The sequence below is a fragment of the Kribbella sp. NPDC050281 genome (assembly GCF_040655855.1).
Taxonomy (GTDB): domain Bacteria; phylum Actinomycetota; class Actinomycetes; order Propionibacteriales; family Kribbellaceae; genus Kribbella.
This window is the reverse complement of record NZ_JBFAKS010000017.1, coordinates 65,134-85,396: the sequence shown is the minus strand read 5'-3', so window position 1 is coordinate 85,396 and position 20,263 is coordinate 65,134. Positions and strand designations below refer to the sequence as shown.

The 20,263-nt window shown below is 69.5% G+C and carries 15 protein-coding genes; 5 read left to right on the top strand and 10 right to left on the bottom strand.

Features of this window, described 5'->3' with window-relative positions; translation table 11 throughout:
• The 7 genes from AB0I34_RS20060 to uvrA all read right to left on the bottom strand — a co-directional run bounded on the left by AB0I34_RS20060 (nucleotide 1) and on the right by uvrA (nucleotide 12,006).
• Nucleotides 1–525, bottom strand: a complete 525-nt coding sequence (locus AB0I34_RS20060) for a hypothetical protein (RefSeq protein ID WP_360446941.1) — start codon at nucleotides 523–525, stop codon at nucleotides 1–3.
• Complete coding sequence (locus tag AB0I34_RS20055) at nucleotides 522–7,292, bottom strand: toxin glutamine deamidase domain-containing protein (protein ID WP_360446939.1); 6,771 nt, start codon at nucleotides 7,290–7,292, stop codon at nucleotides 522–524. The genes AB0I34_RS20060 and AB0I34_RS20055 overlap by 4 nt, the downstream gene beginning before the upstream one ends.
• Nucleotides 7,293–7,371: 79 nt before the next feature.
• Complete coding sequence (locus AB0I34_RS20050) at nucleotides 7,372–7,653, bottom strand: hypothetical protein (RefSeq protein WP_360446937.1); 282 nt, start codon at nucleotides 7,651–7,653, stop codon at nucleotides 7,372–7,374.
• Entirely contained in the window at nucleotides 7,650–8,018 is a 369-nt protein-coding gene (locus AB0I34_RS20045) for a DUF6507 family protein (RefSeq protein ID WP_360446935.1), read from the bottom strand. The genes AB0I34_RS20050 and AB0I34_RS20045 overlap by 4 nt, the downstream gene beginning before the upstream one ends.
• Nucleotides 8,019–8,122: 104 nt before the next feature.
• Nucleotides 8,123–8,425: a hypothetical protein gene (locus AB0I34_RS20040; protein ID WP_131356880.1), complete on the bottom strand. Its 303-nt coding sequence runs from the start codon at nucleotides 8,423–8,425 to the stop codon at nucleotides 8,123–8,125.
• Between the two features lie 16 nt (nucleotides 8,426–8,441).
• On the bottom strand, nucleotides 8,442–8,780 hold the full coding sequence (locus tag AB0I34_RS20035; RefSeq protein WP_360446933.1) for a hypothetical protein: 339 nt from the start codon (nucleotides 8,778–8,780) through the stop codon (nucleotides 8,442–8,444).
• Between the two features lie 211 nt (nucleotides 8,781–8,991).
• Nucleotides 8,992–12,006 carry an excinuclease ABC subunit UvrA gene (uvrA, locus tag AB0I34_RS20030; RefSeq protein ID WP_360446931.1) on the bottom strand — a complete coding sequence of 1,005 codons (3,015 nt, stop codon included), beginning with the start codon at nucleotides 12,004–12,006 and terminating at the stop codon, nucleotides 8,992–8,994.
• 249 nt (nucleotides 12,007–12,255) lie between these two features.
• Here uvrA and AB0I34_RS20025 point away from each other — a divergent pair, with 249 nt between their 5' ends.
• On the top strand, nucleotides 12,256–12,915 hold the full coding sequence (locus AB0I34_RS20025; protein WP_360446929.1) for an MBL fold metallo-hydrolase: 660 nt from the start codon (nucleotides 12,256–12,258) through the stop codon (nucleotides 12,913–12,915).
• Nucleotides 12,916–13,256: 341 nt separating this feature from the next.
• Nucleotides 13,257–14,282 carry an FAD-binding oxidoreductase gene (locus tag AB0I34_RS20020; RefSeq protein WP_360446927.1) on the top strand — a complete coding sequence of 342 codons (1,026 nt, stop codon included), beginning with the start codon at nucleotides 13,257–13,259 and terminating at the stop codon, nucleotides 14,280–14,282.
• A 53-nt stretch (nucleotides 14,283–14,335) separates the two neighbouring features.
• Here AB0I34_RS20020 and AB0I34_RS20015 read toward each other — a convergent pair whose 3' ends face one another.
• Nucleotides 14,336–14,971 carry a tetratricopeptide repeat protein gene (locus tag AB0I34_RS20015; protein ID WP_360446925.1) on the bottom strand — a complete coding sequence of 212 codons (636 nt, stop codon included), beginning with the start codon at nucleotides 14,969–14,971 and terminating at the stop codon, nucleotides 14,336–14,338.
• A 22-nt stretch (nucleotides 14,972–14,993) separates the two neighbouring features.
• Here AB0I34_RS20015 and AB0I34_RS20010 point away from each other — a divergent pair, with 22 nt between their 5' ends.
• Nucleotides 14,994–15,539: a GNAT family N-acetyltransferase gene (locus AB0I34_RS20010; RefSeq protein ID WP_360446923.1), complete on the top strand. Its 546-nt coding sequence runs from the start codon at nucleotides 14,994–14,996 to the stop codon at nucleotides 15,537–15,539.
• Between the two features lie 77 nt (nucleotides 15,540–15,616).
• Here AB0I34_RS20010 and AB0I34_RS20005 read toward each other — a convergent pair whose 3' ends face one another.
• Nucleotides 15,617–16,549, bottom strand: a complete 933-nt coding sequence (locus AB0I34_RS20005; RefSeq protein WP_360446921.1) for a trypsin-like peptidase domain-containing protein — start codon at nucleotides 16,547–16,549, stop codon at nucleotides 15,617–15,619.
• 118 nt (nucleotides 16,550–16,667) lie between these two features.
• Between AB0I34_RS20005 and AB0I34_RS20000 the strand changes: the two genes are divergently transcribed.
• Nucleotides 16,668–17,213 carry a helix-turn-helix domain-containing protein gene (locus AB0I34_RS20000; RefSeq protein WP_360446919.1) on the top strand — a complete coding sequence of 182 codons (546 nt, stop codon included), beginning with the start codon at nucleotides 16,668–16,670 and terminating at the stop codon, nucleotides 17,211–17,213.
• Between the two features lie 82 nt (nucleotides 17,214–17,295).
• Complete coding sequence (locus AB0I34_RS19995) at nucleotides 17,296–19,467, top strand: MMPL family transporter (protein ID WP_360446917.1); 2,172 nt, start codon at nucleotides 17,296–17,298, stop codon at nucleotides 19,465–19,467.
• Nucleotides 19,468–19,502: 35 nt separating this feature from the next.
• Here the strand turns inward: AB0I34_RS19995 and AB0I34_RS19990 are convergent, their stop codons facing one another.
• Nucleotides 19,503–19,853: a group I intron-associated PD-(D/E)XK endonuclease gene (locus AB0I34_RS19990; RefSeq protein WP_360446915.1), complete on the bottom strand. Its 351-nt coding sequence runs from the start codon at nucleotides 19,851–19,853 to the stop codon at nucleotides 19,503–19,505.
• Nucleotides 19,854–20,263: the final 410 nt, after the last annotated feature.

Genomic DNA, 20,263 nt, shown 5'->3' with positions numbered 1-20,263 from the left:
TCAGCCCTCCCGGTCCAACGCGTCCAACGACGCCGCGTCGATCGGTTGCGGCGCAAGCGAAGCCCGCTCTGCCACCGACAGGATCGGGAGCGTGCCGTAGCCCAGCTCGATCGCGCCGTTCGCCACCGTGTACGCACCGCCACGGCCGAACATCACCAGCAACGGCTCGTACGGATCGGAAAGCTCCGGGAACCGTTGCCGCGGAAGGTTCCCAAGCGCTGCCCACCGCACGATCACCGCGGCGTCCGTCGGACGGACCGGAAACTCGCCCGCGGTCGCCGCGTCGAGCGCGAGCCTGGCCTGCAGCGCCGGGTCGACAGCGACCGCCGGATCCACGGCGCCGGCCAGATCGCCGAACGGCCAGCTCTCGATCGCTCCGACGGCCAGCGCCCACTGCGCCGTCCGTCGCAGGAACTCGCTCGCCAGCCGTGCGCGGGAGCGGCGCCGCTGATAAGCGACGTCGTCGTCCCACTTCACGGCGAGGAGGCGGTCGACCATGCGCTCCGCGGCGGTCGTGTCGGTCACCATCCCATCCCCTCGATCGCAGCTCGGACGACCTCGTCCAGGTTCGACAGATCAGGCGCGATCCCACCGGGAGGAGGAGTCAGCCCGAGCGTTCTCCAGTGTTTCAGCAAGTCCGCCTCGTCCCAGCTCTGCAACGACCGGGGTGCCACCTGATGCGCACCCGCGTGCTCGCGACTGAAGTCGTAGTACTTGTCTGGTCCCCACAGCTTCGGTTCGGCGAAGTTGTACGGTACCCCGGCCTCGATCAGCTTGGCTTCCACGACCTCGTGGGCGATCAGTGACCGCAGCATGTTGACCTTGTCGCGGGACAACTGCTTCCCCGACGCCGCTTCCTTCCACAGGTCGGCGATGACCTCGTCCGCTCTGAAGTTGCCGTGCCGGACATCGCCGGGGCCGATCGCGACATCGTGGGTGTTCACGAAGAGGTTCCGCCTCGCTGTGTCCACCAGCGACGGATCGAGGTCTGCCGCCGCGGCGACGTTCGGAACGTCATCCGTCATGTTCCGGATGTCGCGGAACCCGGCCTCCGCCTTCGGGGTGTCGTTCTCGACGAACTCGTTGTGGTCCGGTTCGCGCACCGGGTACTCCGCGTTCCGCTGGGCCGCCGGCGAAGCACCCTCCGGCGCGGTCCCGTGCGTTGGCTGTTCCGGCCGCTCACCGTGCACCGGCTGCTCACCGTGCGCCGGGCGCTCACCGTGCGTCGGCTGCTCACCGTGGCCGGCGTGTGACGAGTGGTCCGGCTGCGGACCGGCCGGCGCGGATCCGTATCCGCTCTGCCGCGGCGGCTGGTCGTGGCGGGCGTACGGCCCGTGTTCCTGCGGCGAGTACCCCGGCCGCTGCTGCGGGTTGTGCGGCTGCCGCGGGTCATACGGCTGCCGCGGGTCGTGCGGCTGCCGCGGGTCATGCGGCTGCTGCGGGTTGTAGGGCTGCTGATGCGGTTGCTGCGGCGGCCCGTACGGCGACTCCGGCTGACGCGGAGGCCCATACGGATCATGCCCCGCGGGCCCAAACGGCTCCTGCCCCGGGTGATACGGCGGCTGCCCCGGTTGCTGCCCTGGGTGATACGGCGGCTGCCCTGGGTGGTGCGGGGGCTGGCCCGGCTGCTGCCCTGGGTGGTGCGGGGGCTGGCCCGGCTGCTGCGGATGCGGCTGCCCAGGCTGGTTCGGCGCATGCGGCTGCTGATGGCCCGGCCCGTACGGCGGCCGCTCATGAGGCGGCCCGTACGGCTGGTGCGGCTGCCCCGGCTGCTGATGCCCCGGGTATGGCTGATGCGGCTGCTGCCCCGGGTACCCCGGCTGCTCCGGCTCCCGACGCCCCGGACCGAATCCCGGCTCCCCCGGCTCCCGATGCCCCGGACCAAACCCCGGCTGCCCGGGTTGGCCCGGCTGGTTCGGCGCATGCGGCTGCTGATGCGGTGGCCCGTACGGCTGGTGCGGCTGCCCCGGCTGGTGCGGCTGCCCCGGCTGGCCCGGCTGCTGATGCCCCGGGTACGGCTGATGCGGCTGCTGCCCCGGGTACCCCGGCTCTCCCGGCTGCTGCGGCCCGTTCGGCTGCTGATGCCCCGGGTAGCCCGGCTGCTCCGGATGCCGATGCCCCGGACCAAACTCCGGCTGGCCCGGCTGGTTCGGCGCATGCGGCTGCTGATGCGGCGGCCCGTACGGCTGGTGCGGCTGCCCCGGCTGCTGATGGTCCGGGTACTGCTGATGCGGTTGCTGCCCAGGCTGATACCCCGGCTGCTGCGGCCCGTAGTCCGGCTCCGGATGGGGCGGACCGTAGTCAGGTTGCTGGTGCTGTCCAGGCCCAAACGACTCACCCGGCTGGTGCGACTGCCCAGGTCCGTACGACTCACCCGGCTGGTGCTGGCCCGGACCGAACGACTGCCCCGGCTGAGGCGGCCCATAGTCCGGCTGACCCGGACCGAACGACTGCCCCGACTGAGGCGGGCCGTAGTTCGGCTGGCCTGGGCCGTAGGGCTGCTGGTGCTGGCTCGGGGCGAACGGGTCGGCTGGCTGGTGCGGCTGGCCAGGGCCGAACGGTGCCGTCGGGTGCACAGGCTGCCCTGGAACGGACAGGTCTACCGGAGGCTGCGACGGGTGCTGCGGCGACGGGTAGCGGCTCTCCGCCTGCTGCCGCCAGTACGAACTCGTGTTGTCAGGCTCCACCACAACCCGCGGCGCTTCGCCGACAGGCGCGTCGGCCGGCCCGCCGTGGTCACGCACATGCACGTGCCACGTCTTGGTCTCCGGATCGAACTCCAGCTTCGTCGGGTAGAACGACGTGTGCGGCGGGTGGATGACCTCGTCCACACCGAGGTGCGGATCACGCAGGAACGACATGTCCTTGCCGTGGTGAGCATCGATGTGCATGACCACCCGAGCCGGCGCGTACCGCCCGCCGCTGAAGATCTCAGCGCCGGCCGGGTCCTTGTCCGAGTGCGTGAACGCCGGCTCCCGGACGGTGTTGCCCGGTGTGTACCGGTCCAGGAACGCCTGCAGTTCGCCGGGTGTGTCGAAGGTGATCCCTCGATGGATCTCCCCCACGTGGTCAGGCAGTCTGTTCATCGCCGACGTCGCCACGCGGACGAGCGGCATCCGCTCGACATTCGGGTCGCCTGCACGGAACGCTCGGTTGATGTCCTGATGGGGCATCCCGAGCATCTCTTCCATGGCATTGAGCTCGACGTCCGACAGCTCGTCGATCTGATCCCCGAGCTGTGCTCGCCCACGCCCCCGGTGCTCGGCCATCTTGGCCCGGTCGATCGACCGCAACGTGGCCCGGTACGCCGCCTCGTCCTGCGCCGAAGCCCGGAACCCTCGATCAGCCAACTCCGATCCCGCAAACGGTCCGCCGTCGTCCACCCGCCCAGCCCCGAACTGCTGAGCCCCACGCCCCTCCGGCGCATGCGTACCGGAAGTGTGCGTGTCCGGCGCACGCGTCTCTGCCGCATGCGTATCCGGCGTGCGCGCGTCGGCCCCCGGGGTACGCCCGGCTGGGGTGTGCGTTTCCGGGGTACGACCCTCCGGCGCACGCGTCTCCGGGGTACGACCCTCCGGCGCATGCGTGTCCGGCGTGTGCCCATCCGGCGTACGACCGTCGGCCCCCGGGGTACGACCGTCCGGCGCATGCGTCTCCGGCGTGTGGGCGTTCGGCGTACGACCGTCGGCCCCCGGGGTACGACCCTCCGGCGCGTGCGGGTCTGGCGTGTGGGCGTTCGGTGCCTGCGTGTCCGGGGCGTGGTGTGGCTGCTCCAGGGTGTGGGATTCCGGTTGATCCGTGCGACGGGGCGTCTCGGACTGCGGGGCGTCGGACCGCGAACTCGGCGTACCGGACTCTGGTGCGCGCCCCTCAGGGCGTGAGGTTGTTGGTGACGCCGGGTCCGGGGTGCGGGTTGGCGCGTCTGGTGGGTTGAGGCGGTCCGCGATCGACGGGGACGCGTTGGGTACGTCGGGAGCGCCCGAGACGGGACGTACGTCGCGCTGGAAGCGCAGCTGGGACGCCGGCGGGGTGTTCGGCGAGCGCGGGATGCCGTCCCAGCGTCCGCCTGGTTCACGGGTGGCGAACATGATGGAGTCGATGTCCACCGGCCGGCCGTTGGCGTCGTGGTACGGGTTCACCGGGTGCGGGGACGTGTGGCCCGGCGGGAACGAGTCCACCAGCCTGCCGCCCGGAGGCTGCGCGTCCAGGAACTTGACCCGGCCGCCCTCGTCGACGAAGGCGTTGAAGACGTGCCCGCCGGTACCGCCCTTCCAGGTCACGAAGATGTTCGCGTGCGTGCCCGGCGGCTTGCCGGTCAGCGCGTCGTACACCCGGCGGTACGCCGCGTTCGTGAAGTCCGCCGGGTTGTGCGGGCCCTGCGGCGCCGCCATCTTGTGCTCCGGCCGGAAGTCGTCCAGGTCCATCCACTCGAGGGTTCCCTCGGGATCCTCGCCGCTCTTGAACGCGTTCCCGGACGCCAGCCGCGGCTCACCGCCGTTCAGGATGTCGGCGACGTTCCGCGAGATGTCCGGGCAGTTCATCCGGTAGTGCGGGCTCAGGTCATGATCCGGATTGACCCGGCCCACCCAGTCCGGCACGTTGCTCACCGGCGGGTCGCCGACCGAATCGTTCAGCTCGCCCCAGCGCGGGTCCTCCCGCCGCGCCGGAATGTGCTGGTGCGGGTCGACCATCGAGCGCGGCTTTCCCGGCTCCGGACGCAGATAGTCCGGCTTCAACCGGTCGAGCTCGACCTGCCGGCGCAGCGGGTCGTCCCACTTCGGATCGTTCGCCGCGTCGTGCGGCCGATTCGGCGCACCCGGCGCGTTGGAGTGCGGCGCGTTCGGCGTCCCCGGGGCGTTGGAGTGCGGCGCGTTCGGTGTGCCGGGGGCGTTGGAGTGCGGCGCGTTCGGTGTGCCGGGGGCGTTGGAGTGCGGGGCGTTCGGTGTGCCGTGCGGTCCGCCGACGTGCCCTGGTACGCCGGGGTGCACCGGCATGACCGGCTGGACCACGGGGTCGGCGTTCCTCGCCGCAGGTGCCACGTCCGGCGCCCTCGCCGGCCCCGGCTCAGGCGTGCGCGGCGTCTCTGGCGTGTGCGTGCCCGGCGCCTCCGGGGTGTGCGCACCTGGGGTCTCCGGGGAGCGCGTGCCGGGCGTCTCCGGGGTGTGCGTGCCCGGCGTCGTCGACTCAGGTGTGCGACCCGGGGTGGTCGATTCCGGCGTATGCGGCGTCCCGCTTTCCGGTGTGCGCGTGCCGGGGGTCTCCGGGGTGTGCGTGCCGGGTGAGTCCGGCGTGTGGCTGGTCCCCGGCGTGTGCGAGCTCGGCGTAGACGGCTCGGGCGTCCGGCCCGGCGTAGACGGCTCGGGCGTGCGTGTGGTTCCCGGGGTCGTGGTGGAGTCCGGGGTACGCGTGGTGCTCGGCGACGTGGACTCCGGCGTGCGGGTGCCGCTGGGCGAGGTCGAGTCGGGCGCGCGGGTCGAACCAGGTGCCGAGGACTCCGGCCCGCGGGACGTGCCCGGCGTCGTCTGCCCGTCGGGAGTGCGCGTCGTGCCCGGCGTCGTCGACTCCGGCGCACGCGACGTGGACGGCGTACCGGACTCCGGCACACGGGACGAGCCCGGCGTCGTCGACTCCGGCGCACGCGACGTGGACGGAGTACTCGACTCCGGTGCGCGCGACGTGCTCGACGTACCGGACTCCGGTGCGCGGGAGGTGCCTGGCGTGGGCTGGGTGTCGGGGGCGTGAGTGGTTGGCGCCGACATTTGGGTTGTCGGGGAGTTGCCGCCGGTTGTGGTGGCGTCAGGGCCGGAGTGCGCGGCGGGCGACGTCGTACTCGGGTCGGCGTGAGACAGCGGAGCCGACGGGGCATCGCTGACCGGACTCTGCGGCGTGCCGCCGGTGTCGTGTACCGCAGGCGTGTCCACCGATGGACTGTCGACCGTCGGCGCATTCGCGTGGGCCGCCGGCGTGCTGACGTCCGGGGTGTCCGACGAACTGACGTCCGGAGTGTGCGTCGACGGTACGTCGATCTTCGGGACGCCCTGCAGCTTGAAGGTGTCGCCGACGATCGGGATCTTCGACAGGCCGCCGACCACGTCGCCGACCTTCGGGATCTTCGTCACCGCGCCGAGGATGCCGTCGTGCATGGCGATCCTGGTCCCCTGCGCGAACTCGGCCACCTTGGCGACCTTCGCCACCGCCATGCTCGCCGCGCCGAACTTGCCGGCCATCGCCGCGGTCTTGATCGCACCGGCACTACCACCGCTGGCCACGGTCGCGACCACGTTGGTGAGCGCCATGCCGAACGCCTTGCCCGGGTTCTTCGCCCACTCGTCCCAAGCGACGAAGCCCTTGACCATGCCCAGGCCCATCTGGGCGCCCTGCTCGCTGTACGACTTGACCGCGTCAGGCCGGGTGTCCAGGCCGGTGAGCTGATCGAAGCCCCACCAGGCGAGCTCGATGGGCGCCGTCGCAAGATGGGCGACCATCAGGCCCAGGCCCTTCCAGGCGTTGCCCGCATCCTCCCAGGTGGGCATGTCCCATCCGAGCTTGTCCTTCGCCCAGTCCCGGACGCCGGGGATGCTGGCGATCGCGGGCAGCACCGGGATCAGGGTCAGCAGACCCTCGAGCGTCTCACCGACCACGGTGGCGACGCCGACGACGAAGTTCACCGGGAACTCGAGGCAGTCCTGCCACAGCGGCTTGTCCCGCTCCTCGGACGTTCCCCACGCCTCCGGCGGCGGATCGCCGTCCTGCTCCTTCTGCTCCGGCGGCTTCTCGCCCTCGCGCACACCGGTCTTCGGGTCCCAGGGCTTACCGCCGTGCAGCTTGACGATCTCGTTGGCGGCGGAGAAGCAGAGGTTCGGAATCTCCTCCCGGACGATCCGGCGGACGTCCTCGACCATCCGGTTGTTGTCGTCGATCATGTCCTGATCGTTTTTCCACTCCGGGTTGCGGTTCTTCCGCCGATGCCACTCGTAGGCCTCTTCCCGGATGTCCTTCAGCGTGCCGAGCTTGCCCCGGACGTCGCCGGTCAGGTTGGTCAGATGCCGCGACATGGCCGCCAGACTCGGACCGAACTCGGTCAGGTTCGTCTGGATCTTCTTCGTCGAGTTGACCAGGACCTCACGCTCAGGCGCGTGGTACACCCCGTTCAGGCGCTGGAACGTGTTGTGGACGTTGTTGCCCAGGTCGGTGAACTTCTGCCCGAGGCCGCTCAGTCCTGGCACGTTCTGCTCGAGCGCCGTGACCACGGTCGAGATCTTCTCGATCGGGATGCCGTTCGGTTCGATCATGTCGGTTCAATTCCTCGGTCGCGCTGGGTCAACAGGATGCTGGTTCCGCGGGGTGCCTACCGGGTACGGCGACGTACGCTCAGGCGCGTGGCCGAGCCGCAGCCATCGCCTCTTCGAGCGACTGCTCGCTCGGGGCGAACGAGCTGACACCGTGCTCGGCCACCAGGAACACCTGGTTGGCGTAGCCCGGCGGCACGAAGACCAGGAACTCCTCGGCGGGTCGCGCCTGCCAGTCGGCCAGGTCCTCCGGCGTCGCGCCCAAGTCCGGCGACGGCGCCTGCGCGGTCAGCCATTCGGCCAGCCGGACCCGGCCAGCCTCGATCACCTCGGCCGGCACCTCGGCCGGCTGCTGCTCACTCATTGCGCCCTGTTCCCTGCGGTCGGCCGGGTCGAGCCGGGCGGCTTCGGGATCTCGCCCCGCCCCGCGGCCTGCTGCGCGTTCAGGACCATGTCGTGCTGGCCGTTCATGTAGGCCTTGACCGCGTTCGACGCGCCGGTCAGTGAGGAGCCGACCTGCTTGGCGGCGGCCTCGATCGTCGGCTGCCAGTGCTGGGCGTACTCCCCGATCGCGACCGCGACGACCGCGAAGGCGTCGTACTTCAACGGGGTGATCAGGTTGGTCAGCTTGTCGCCGTAGTCCTTCGACAGCTTGTTGAACGGCTCGGCCGCCGTCTGGGTGTCCGTGAGGACCTTGCTGGTGCCGGCGACATCGATGTCCCAGTCCACTCTTGCTCCTCCGAGGGGTCGGGGGCCAACTTGGGCTCACAAAACCGGCCCGGACGCAGCCAGTCGCTGGCCGGCGTCCGGGACCGTGCGGATCCGACGGTGCGTCAGCCGATACCGTCGACCGCGGCGGACGCCTTCTTCAGCGTCGCGGCGGCGGTGGCGTCGTTCGCCGACATGGTGTCCTGCAGCGACTTGATGATCGCCAGCGTCGACGCGGCCGCCTTGTCGAAGCGCGCCTCGACACCGCGGTACTTCTCGGTCACGTCGGTGGCCGAGGCGTCCCCGAGCGCGGCGGCGACGTTCTTCTTGTGCGCAGCGATCAGACCCTCGATCTGGCCGGAGAGGTTCTTGATGGTCGTCTGCACCTCGCCGGAGGCGGCAGTGTCGTAGCTGTTGCGGTTCGCCATCGTCAGTTCCTCTCTCTCAGCGCTTGCCGAACTTGGCGGCGTTGAAGTCCGCGCCGCCCTGGTTCTTCTTCGCGGTGTCGGCCATCTCCGTGTCACCGCCGCGGAAGGCGGTGTCCATCCCGGACTGGCCCTGGTTGATCGCCGCGAGGCCGGCATTCAGGTCGCCCGCAATGCTGTCGACGTTGGCCTTGAAGGCCATGAACGCCTGCTTGCCGGAGCCGTTCATCTTGCCTTCCAGCGGCTGCGCCGCGGCGACCAGTTGCTTCACCAAGCCGCCGAGGTCCTGCGTTCCGGTCGTGGTCTTCTTGGCCAGTTGGCCCAGGGTGTCCTGGCCCATGTCCCAGCGTCCGCTCACAGTCTCTCCTTCGCAGTGTCGTTGCGCCGCACCGTCAGGTTAGTGGTCGGACCGGGTCACTCGGCGAACCTCGTCGGCAGGCCGTCACTTTCGGCTCAGGTCGAGCAGAGCGATCGCGCAACGCCCGGAACTCGTTGCCTTAGCCAACTTGTTTCCGGGTACGCCGACGCCCCCAGCCCGATATGAGCTGAGGGTCCGCCGGCCGCAGGGACTAGCTCGCGACGCGCTTCCGCGCCGCGGTCTTCTTCACAGGCGTCGTCTTCTTCGCCGCGCTGGACTTCGCCGCCGCCGTCTTCTTGGCTGCCGTCTTCTTCGCGGCGACCGCCTTCTTGACCGGCACCTTCTTCACTGCGGCCGCCTGCTTCGCACTCGGCTTGGCCGCCCGACCGGCAAGGATCTCCTTCAGGAACTCCCCCGTGTACGACGCCGGGTTCTCCGAGACTTCCTCCGGCGTTCCTTCGGCGACCAGCGTCCCGCCGCGACGCCCACCATCGGGTCCGAGGTCGATGATCCAGTCCGCGGTCTTGATCACGTCGAGGTTGTGCTCGATGACCAGTACCGAGTTGCCCTTGTCCACCAGGCCGCCGAGGACGCCCAGCAGCTTGCGGATGTCCTCGAAGTGCAGACCCGTCGTCGGCTCGTCCAGCACGTACACGGTCCGGCCGGTGGAACGCCGCTGCAGTTCCGACGCCAGCTTGACCCGCTGCGCCTCACCACCGGACAGCGTCGGCGCCGGCTGCCCGAGCCGGACGTACCCGAGGCCGACCTCGACCAGAGTCTTCAGGTGCCGCGAGATCGCCGGGATCGCTGCGAAGAACTCCGACGCCTCCTCGATCGGCATGTCCAGTACGTCGGCGACCGTCTTGCTCTTGTAGTGCACCTCGAGCGTCTCGCGGTTGTACCGCGCACCGTGGCACACCTCGCACGGCACGTAGACGTCCGGGAGGAAGTTCATCTCGATCTTCAGCGTGCCGTCACCCGAGCACGCCTCGCACCGGCCGCCCTTGACGTTGAACGAGAACCGGCCCTGCTGGTATCCGCGGACCTTCGCCTCCGGGGTCTCCGCGAACAGCTTGCGGATGTGGTCCCACACCCCGGTGTACGTCGCCGGGTTGGATCGCGGCGTCCGGCCGATCGGCGACTGGTCAACGTGGATGACCTTGTCGACCAGCTCCATGCCGGAGATCTTCGTATGCCGGCCGGGCACCGCGCGGGCGCCGTAGATATGCCGCGCCAGCGACGTGTAGAGGATGTCGTTGACCAGCGTCGACTTGCCCGAGCCGGACACCCCGGTGACCGCGACGAAGACCCCGAGCGGGATCGTCACGTCGATGTCCTTGAGGTTGTTCTGCCGGGCGCCGTACACGGTCAGCTCGCGGCCCTCGGTCAGTGGCCGGCGGACCGCCGGCATCGGGATCTCCCGGCGGCCGGAGAGGTACGCACCGGTGATCGAGTCCGGGTGGTTGCGCAGGTCGTCGACCGTGCCGGAGACGACGACCTGGCCGCCGTGCTCGCCGGCGCCGGGGCCGATGTCGACCACCCAGTCGGCGTGGTCGATGGTGTCCTCGTCGTGCTCGACGACGATCAACGTGTTGCCCAGGTCCTTCAGGCGCAGGAGGGTGTCGATCAGCCGCCGGTTGTCCCGCTGGTGCAGACCGATCGACGGCTCGTCCAGCACGTACAGCACGCCGACCAGGCCGGAGCCGATCTGCGTCGCGAGCCGGATCCGCTGCGCCTCGCCGCCGGACAGCGAGCCGGCCGGGCGGTTCAGCGCCAGGTAGTCCAGACCGACGTCGAGCAGGAACCGCAGCCGCTCACCGATCTCCTTGACCACCCGCTCCGCGATCTGCTTCTCCCGCGGGCTCAGCTCCATGTCCACGAGGAACGCGTGCACCTCGTCGATCGACATGGCGCTGACCTCGGCGATGTTCTTGCCACCCATCGTCACGGCGAGCGAGATCGGCTTCAGCCGTGCGCCGTTGCAGGCCAGGCACGGCACCTCGCGCATGTACTCCTCGAAGCGCTCCCGCCCGGTGTCGCTGGACGCCTCGGCGTGCCGGCGCTCGACGTACGGGATCACGCCCTCGAAGGTCGTGTAGTACGACCGCTCGCGACCGTACCGATTCTTGTAGGAGACGTGGACCTGCTTGTCGTGCCCGGTCAGCAGCGACTTCTTCGCCTTCGCCGGCAGTTCGCCGAACGGCGTGGTGGTCTTGATCTTCAGGTCCTTCGCCAGCGCCGCGAGCAGCCTCTCGAAGTACTGCGAGACGTTCGCGCCGGACCACGGCTGGATCGCGCCCTCGTCCAGTGACTTCGACGGGTCCGGGACCAGCAGCTCCGGGTCGACCTCCATCCGGGTGCCCAGACCGGTGCACACCGGGCAGGCGCCGTACGGCGAGTTGAACGAGAACGACCGTGGCTCGAGCTCGTCGATCGCCAGGGGGTGATCGTTCGGGCAGGCGAGCTTCTCGGAGAAGCGGCGCTCGCGATGCGGGTCGTCCTCCGGCAGGTCGACGAAGTCCAGCACGAGCAGACCGCTGGCCAGGCCGAGCGCGGTCTCGACCGAGTCGGTCAGACGCTGCTTCGCCGAGCTCTTCACCGCAAGCCGGTCGACGACCACGTCGATGTCGTGCTTCTTCTGCTTGTCGAGCTTCGGCGGGTCGGTGAGCTGGATCGTCTCGCCGTCCACCCGGGCCCGCGACAACCCCTGACCGCTCAGCTGGCGGAACAGATCGAGGTACTCCCCCTTGCGGCCGCGGACGACCGGCGCGAGCACCTGGAACCGGGTGCCCTCCTCGAGCTCCAGCACGCGGTCGACGATCTGCTGCGGCGTCTGCCGCGCGATCGGCTCGCCACACTCCGGACAGTGCGGCCGGCCGGCGCGGGCGAACAGGAGACGGAGGTAGTCGTACACCTCGGTGATCGTGCCGACGGTCGACCGCGGGTTGCGCGACGTGGACTTCTGGTCGATCGAGACGGCCGGCGACAGCCCCTCGATGAAGTCGACGTCGGGCTTGTCCATCTGGCCGAGGAACTGCCGCGCGTACGCCGACAGTGACTCGACGTACCGCCGCTGGCCCTCGGCGAAGATCGTGTCGAAGGCGAGACTGGACTTACCGGACCCCGAGAGTCCGGTGAAGACGATCATGGAGTCCCGAGGCAGGTCGACCGAGACGTCCTTCAGGTTGTGCTCGCGTGCTCCGCGCACGATCAGACGGTCAGACACAAGCTCACTCTCAGCCGTTCTCGAGGGTTACCGGGGACATGCCCCGTCATGCTAACGAGGCCCACCGACAAAAACTTCCGGCGCTGTGGCGGAGGCGCCGGAAGGGCCGGGACACCGGTGCTGTCCCCCGGCCGCTTCGAAAGTATATTCGATCGTGACGGTGGGTTCGCGCAACCCGGGCCGGACATGACCGGAACGGCCCCGGGGTGCGAGGATCACCGGTATCACCGACATCCAGGGAGAGGGCGCATGCCGGAGTACCACGGAAACGTCAAGGTCGGCGGATCAGCGCAGACGCACGAGCTGGCCCAGTTGATGATCACCAAGGTCGCGGTCGGGCCGATGGACAACAACGCCTACCTGCTGCGTTGCCGGCAGACCGACGAACAGGTGCTGATCGACGCCGCCAACGAGGCCGGCACGCTGCTCAAGCTGATCGGCGACGGCGGCCTGGCCCGCATCGTCACCACCCACCGCCACCAGGACCACTGGCAGGCCCTCGCCGAGGTCGTCGCCCGGACCAGCGCGACCACGGTCGCCGGCCGGTACGACGCCGAAGGCATCGAGGTCCCCACCGACCAACTCGTCGACGAGGGCGACCACATCTCCGTCGGCAACTGCAGCCTGCGCGTCATCCACCTGGTCGGCCACACGCCGGGCTCCATCGCCCTCGTGTACGACGACCCGGACGGCCCACCCCACCTGTTCACCGGCGACTGCCTGTTCCCCGGCGGCGTCGGCAACACGCAGGGCGACGCGGAGCGCTTCACCTCGCTCATCAACGACGTCGAGACCAAACTCTTCGGCACCCTTCCCGACGAGACGTGGTTCTACCCGGGTCACGGCAACGACTCGACCCTGGGCGCGGAGAGGCCTTCGGTCCCCGAGTGGCGGGCGCGCGGTTGGTAGTCCGGAGCCGGACTGGCCCGCACTCGCGCGCTTGAAGGAGGAGCTGCGACGCTAGTTCCGGGACCAGGGTGTCGACCACGTGGAGTACGTCCCAGCCTTCAGCGCGCCGTTCGACGAGCCACGGTCGAGTCGGAGGAGACGGTGGATCGCGGCTACAACGGGAACTGGTTCTTCCGCCTCCGATGATCCGTAGGTCACTGAGAAACACGATGGCGTAGCGCCAGTCCCAGCCAGCTTGCGGAACAGTTCCTCTAGGCCGCTGTCGGTCAGCGGGCGTCGACCAAAAGGCCGCGCGTGTGGTCGGTGCGGACGCTAGGGTCGTGAGCGTGTTGAGCTCACCGGTGAGTAGGGACGTGGTGGTCGTCGGCGCCGGCATTGTCGGCGCATCGGTGGCCTATCACGCCGCCCGGGCGGGCGCCACCGTGACGTTGGTCGACGCCGGGCGGCCAGGTGGCGGCGTGACGGCGGACTCGTTCGCCTGGGTCACGCTCGCTGGGCCGAGCGGAGCGTCTGGCGTTCACAAGGGTCCGGCCGCCGGGCTGCGAGCCACCGCAACGGCGGAGTACCACCGACTCGGCGCCGAGTTGCCGGGACTCCCGGTGAGCTGGTCGGGCTCGCTGAGCTGGACCAGCGAGGGCAGTGCGCCGGACGCCGGGCCTGGGCAGACGATCGTGGACGCGGCCACCGTGGCGACGCTCGAGCCCACCGTTCGGCAGCCTCCGGAGTGGGCTGTCTGGGCGCCGGCCGACGGCGCTGTTGACTCGGTGGGCGTGACCGAGCGGCTGGTCGCGGGCGCTCGCGCCCATGGAGCTCGGGTACATCTGGACACGCCGGTTACCGCGGTCCGCCGGGATACGGCCGGCCGGATTGCCGGGGTTGAGACGGCAGCCGGACTCCTCTCCGGTGCGACGGTGGTACTGGCGGCCGGAGTTGCCACGGCCGCGCTGGCCGCACCGCTCGGCGTGCACGTGCCGGTCGAACCGTCGCCGTGCCCGCTGTTCCGGCTCCGTGCCCCAGCCGGTCTGGTCCGCGGCGTGGTCAACACCGAGGACTTCGATCTTCGGCAGGTCGCCGCGGACCGGCTGATCGCCGCCGCGGACTCGCCCGAACGGACCCTTGCCGCCGTCCGGTCCACTTTCCGTGGCGCTGGGAGCGTCGAGCTGCTCAGCACCCGACTCGGAGTGCGCCCGATGCCGGCCGACGGTGACCCGATCGTCGGCCCGGTCGCCGAGGTCCCCGGCCTCTACGTGGCAGTGATGCACTCAGCGGTGACGCTCGCCGCAGCCGTGGGCCGCCTGGTCGCGCGGGAGTTGGTCGACGGAACCGTCGAGTCGGCCCTGTCAGGTTGCCGCCCGGACCGCTTCTGACGGTTGTGCGTCCTGCCCGACGCCATCCGTGAACGAGATTCAGACGCGGGGCACTAGATGCCGGAACGGGCAGCCTCGATCTGCTCGCTAACCTTGGCGGCTCCGACTGACGCCGCCAGCTCCTGCGCTTCGTCGGCCAGGGCGCGGGCGTCGGCTGGGCGGTCCTGGGCGATGGCTACGTAGATGAGGCCGACGAGGTTGGCGGCGACGCCTGCAGTGAAGCCGAGGGTGCGACGGAGTGCTGTCGACTCCTCGAGGAGCGCACGGGCGCCGTCGAGATCGCCGGAGATGTGCGCCGCGATGCCGAGGTGCCGGAGGGCATAGGACAGCGTCAGGTCGTCTCCGGCCGCCCTCGCCAACTCCCGCGACGTCGTCAGCGGCTGAATCGAGGCCGCGATGTCGTCGCGCACGACCTGGTGGAAGCACCCGATCCAGAACTGCGCCTCTGCCTCGCCGCGGCGGTCACCAAGCGCCTTGCAGAGCTCGGCCGCCTGCTCGAACAGCGTGAGCTCCTGCGCGTCCTCGACGCGGTTGTCCAGGAACCGCGCATGCAACACCTTCCCGCGAGCGAGTGCGAGATCCGCCTGCACACCATCGAGCTCCCGCTCGGCCGCGGTCAGCTCCTCGAACTCTCCGTTGAAGATCGCTCGCTCGCACAACTCGGCGGCACACACCATTCGCTCGTCCACCGGTGGATTCTAGGCTGACGTAATGAGCGGGTTCGCGGACTACGAGCCGGAGACTGACCGCCGGACGTCAGGTGCCGAGGTAGAGACACGACCGGCGAAGGAGGCCGATCTCGATGCCTGCGCGCGGCTGATCGTGGCCCGCACGGGCGGGTCGGTCGACGGCCGCCGCCGACGGCTACTCGGCGATCTGCAGGATCCACGCCGGTTCTCCGCGGTCGCGTGCGTGAGTGAGGAGGTGGTCGGGTACGGCGGTGTGATCTGGCATGAAACCACCTCCGCCGATCCACCGACGACCGCACCGACCGGGTACTACCTGGTCGGCCTGATCGTGTCGTCAGCCTGGCGCCGGCACGGTATCGGCGAACTCCTGACAATCGAGCGCCTGCGGTGGACTGCAGAGCGCGCCGACACCATCCACTACTTCGCCAACCTCGCAAACGGCCCCACCCTGGACCTCCACGCCCGCCTCGGCTTCACGGAGCTGACCCGAGACTTCACCTTCCCCGGCAACCCCCTGAAACCCGGCACCGGCGTCCTACTCCGAGCCCCGCTCAAGAAGGAGCACTGAGCCGTCACTCAGTCGTGAACAAACGTCGGCCCCGAGCGGTTCCCCGAACCCGGATCCACGACTCCGCACTGGTGACGCTATCTGTCGGTTAGTTCGGTTGGGTGGGCTACTACGTCTACCAGGGCGTTGTTGCGGATGGCTGTGATCTCGGTACGTCGTCCGATGGCGTCGGCGAAGAGTTGGCGTTGGAGGGATTGGGCGTCACGGAGGGGTGCGCCGTCGACAGCCAGGACGAGGTCGCCTTGACGGAGGCCGGCTTGTGCGGCGGGGCTGCCGGTGATGACCTCGACGACGCGCAGCGCACTGCGTTGGTCGAAGCGTTCAGCCAACTGGGGCCGTAGGGGTGCGGGCGTCGTCACCAGCCCCAGGTACGCACGGCGTACCCGCCCGTCATGCAACAGCGAGTAGATGATCCGGCGAGTCGTCGGATTGACAGGGACCGCGAGACCGAGACCGATGCCGGCGACGGCCGTGTTGATGCCGATGACCCGTCCGTTGCCATCGGCAAGGGCTCCGCCGGAGTTGCCGGGGTTCAGCGCGGCGTCGGTCTGGATGACGTCCTCGATGATCCGTTGCGCCGACCCGCTGCGTACTGGCAGTGACCGCCCGAGTGCACTGACCACGCCGGCGGTGACGCTGCCGGCCAGGCCCAGTGGGTTGCCGACAGCAACCACGAGGTTCCCGACCTTCAGGCCGTCCGCGTCGCCGTACTCCGGCGGGTCCGGGATGTCGCGATCGGCGCGCAGTACGGCGAGGTCCGACAACCGGTCGACGCCGATCACCCGGGCTTCGGCCGAGGTCCCGTCGGCGAACTCGGCGGCCGCGTGCTCGCCCTCGCCGACGACGTGGGCGTTCGTGAGCAGGTGCCCGTCCTCGGTCAGCACCACCGCCGATCCGGACGAGTCGCCTCGCCGGCTCCGGATCCGCAGGCTCGCGACACGCGGGATCAAGTGTTCCGCCACTCCCGAGACCACCCGGGAATACGCGTCCAGTACGTCGTCTTCCGCCATCTCCGCCTCCTGATTACAGCATTACACCGCAATCAACCCAGTACACCAGACGTGAGCCGCAGCACAGATCTGACCGATCGGTTGAAAACTGGCCGATCGGTCAGGAAGGATGGCTTTCATGGCAGCCACCCCGGTCCGGGAGCGCACCCGGCATGAGATCGTCCGGCAGGCGATGCACCTGTTCCAGGACAGGGGCTACAACGCCACATCGCTGCAGGACATCGCCTCCGCCGCCGGTTGTTCGAAGGCGACGGTGCTGTACCACTTCAACGGCAAGCCCGCCGTCCTGGCCGCCGTGCTCGAGCCGGCCGCCGCGGATCTGGCCGGGCTGATGGACTCCGCCGCCGGGCTGTCGCAGGCCGAGGCCCAGGAGTTCGCGATCCAGCAGTTCACCGACCTCGCGGTCCGCTACCGCGGCGTGATCGACGTACTGCAGGACATCCTGCCGGTGATCGACGAGGTGCCCGAGATCGCCCAGTTGGTTGCTGACGGCATCAGGCTGACCGACCTGCTGGCCGGGAGCGACGATCCCCTCGAGCGGGATCTGGCCAAGTTCGCCATCAACGGCCTGCTCGGCGAGTGCCGCCATCCCGGTGAACGCACCGACGACGAACTTCGCAAGCTCTGTGACATCGCCCTCCGCAGAATCCTCAGATCCGCCTGACCTCGACTCCGATCGCCCCGGCCTCCGCCCCGAACGCCGCGCTCCTCTGCCCGCCCGTACCACCCGAACGGACGCCTACCCGATGGCCAATCTGCTGTACCGGCTCGGCCGGTTCTCCTACCAGCGCCGGCGGCTCGTCGCCGCCGTCTGGGCGGTCTTCCTCGTTGCGCTGGGGGTCGCTGCGCTGACCCTCGGCGGCAAGACCGCGAACACGTTCTCGATCCCCGGCACCGAGTCGCAGCGCGCACTCGACGCTCTCAAGCAGGAGTTGCCTGCGGCGAGCGGCGCGTCGGCCACGGTCGTGGTGAAGGCACCCGACGGCAAGACGCTCGCCGACCCGACCGTGAAGGCCGCCGTCGGCGCCACCGTCGCCAAGGTCGCGAGGGTGCCCGAGGTCATCGGCGCGATCGACCCGTTCACCAGCAAGGCGATCAGCCCAGACGGCACCACCGGCCTCATCAGCGTCCAGTTCAGCATGCCGGCCGATGAGCTCTCCAAGCAGACCACCGAGGCGTACGACGGCCTGAGCGGACTCAGCTCCGGCGACCTCGAGGTCGTCCCGGGCGGCCAGGTCGTCGGCGGCGTACCCGAGATCGGCGCGACCGAGGTGATCGGCGTGGTCGTCGCCGGAATCGTCCTGGTCGTCACGTTCGGTTCGCTGGTCGCGGCCGGGATGACCCTGCTGACGGCGCTGCTCGGGGTGCTGGCCGGGATGGCCGGCTTGTTCATCGTGACCGCGTTCACCGACGTGTCGTCGACGGCACCGATCCTGGCGCTGATGCTCGGGCTCGCCGTCGGCATCGACTACGCATTGTTCATCAGCTCACGGCACCGCAGCCAACTCGCCGAGGGGATGGACCCCGAGGAGTCCGTTGCCCGGGCGGCAGCGACCGCCGGATCGGCGGTGCTGTTCGCGGGTGCGACCGTCGTCATCGCGCTGGCCGGTCTGTCCGTGGTCGGCGTTCCGTTCCTCACGGCCATGGGATTCGCGGCTGCCGCGACAGTGCTGACCGCCGTACTGGTCGCGCTCACGCTGCTACCCGCGATGCTCGGGTTCGTCGGAAACCGGATCCTCCCCCGCAAGATCCGCAAGGCGCCGGCGACTGCGCCGGTCGAGGGTGCCGGCTTCCGCTGGGGGCGGCTGGTCACCCGGTTCCGCGTCCCGATCGTTGCCATCGGCATCATCGGATTGGGACTCCTGGCGATTCCGGCCAAGGACATGCGGCTCGCGCTGCCCGACGGCGCATCGGCCGCGGCCGGGTCGAACCAGCGGGTCGCGTACGACCTGACCGCTGAGGCCTTCGGAGCAGGCGCCAACGGTCCGCTCGTGGTCGTTGTGAAGAGCAACGACCCGGCACAGTCGGGCGCGCTGGTCCAGCAGGTACTCGCGAAGACGCAGGGCATGCACGACGTGGTCGCGGCGCAGCCCGGCCCAGCGAGTCAGGACGGATCGACACAGCTGCTGCAGATCATCCCACAGAGCGGACCGGCCACCGAGGCGACCGCGGACCTGGTGAAGGACCTGCGGTCTGCGGTCAAGCCGCTCGCCACCGGCGACGCGAGTATCTCGGTGACCGGCAACACGGCGGTCGGGGTCGACGTGTCGAACAAGCTGTCCGACGCATTGCCGACGTACCTGTTCGTGGTCATCGGGCTCTCGTTCCTGCTGTTGCTGCTGGCGTTCCGGTCGCTGCTGGTGCCGCTGAAAGCGACCCTCGGATTCGTGCTGACGATCGGGGCGACGTTCGGCATCACGGTCGCGGTGTTCCAGCAGGGCTGGGCGGCCGGCCTGGTCGGGGTGGACTCCCCCGGACCGCTGGTCAGCTTCCTGCCGATCATCATGATGGGCGTGCTGTTCGGGCTGGCGATGGACTACGAAGTCTTCATCGTGTCCCGGGTGCGGGAGGAGTTCGTGCACGGGCGGCACGCGACCGACGCGACGATCGAAGGCATCGGGCACGGGGCTCGGGTGGTGACCGCGGCTGCGCTCATCATGGCGTCGGTGTTCGCCGGGTTCATCCTGGTGCACGACCCGATCATCAAGGCGATCGGCTTCGGCCTGACGATCGGCGTACTGATCGACGCCTTCGTGGTCCGGATGACGCTGGTCCCGGCCGTCCTCAGCCTGCTCGGCGACCGCGCCTGGTGGTTCCCGAAGTGGCTCGACCGCATCACCCCGAAGGTCGACATCGAAGGCGAGTCCCTCCGCGTCGACGAGAACCCTGACCCCAAGAAACTCGCCGGCATCCACTGAACAAGCTGAGGGGCATCGGCGACCCACCGGTGCCCTCACCGCATCAGTCCCGAGACATCACCGACCTGGTACGGCGCGTAGCTCTCCGCGTGGATGCCGATGCGGCCGGCGAGGACCGAACTGGGGATGACATAGACGCGGCCGTCGCCCAGCACGATGAAGAAGAGATCAATCGTGTCGGGGTCGTACGGCATCTTGCTCGCGGATTTGTCGAGCACGTAGGGACGGCGCCCGATACCGACATGCCAGTAGCCCGTGCGGGTGCGCGATGAGCACGACTTCACCTGCACTCGCTGGACTCCGTTGCTCGTCGTCACCAGCAGGTCGTACTCCTGAGGCTCGATCGGCAGGGCAACCGCGCATCCGTGCAAGCTGAACCAGGCCATCGCCAATGCCGATGCCGCCGTTCGGAGTGCCTCCGGCCGGACCGGTTGTCTGAACGCATCCTCTGGCGACACCGACCGATCGAGCGCCTTCAGATGCGCGCAGTCCAGACCCAACCGGACAGCGTGCCCTTTGACCCGAACCCGATTCTCAGGGCGATCTGCGACCCCGAGAGCGGCGAGCACATCGGTCCAACAGCTCGAACCCGGCACTGCTTCACGCAACTGACCATCGGACCAGCTTCGTTGTCCGGTGAAATGCGACGTGTCGAGGTCGAGCCGGGCAGCGTGTCGTTTGACTGTTCGGATCACGCCTGCGGACTTGTCCTTCAATCCGAGCCGGCGTGCGACCGCCCGCCACGTCGGACAGTCCTCCACCGCCTGCCGCAGCTCGTCATCGGTCCACGTTCGCG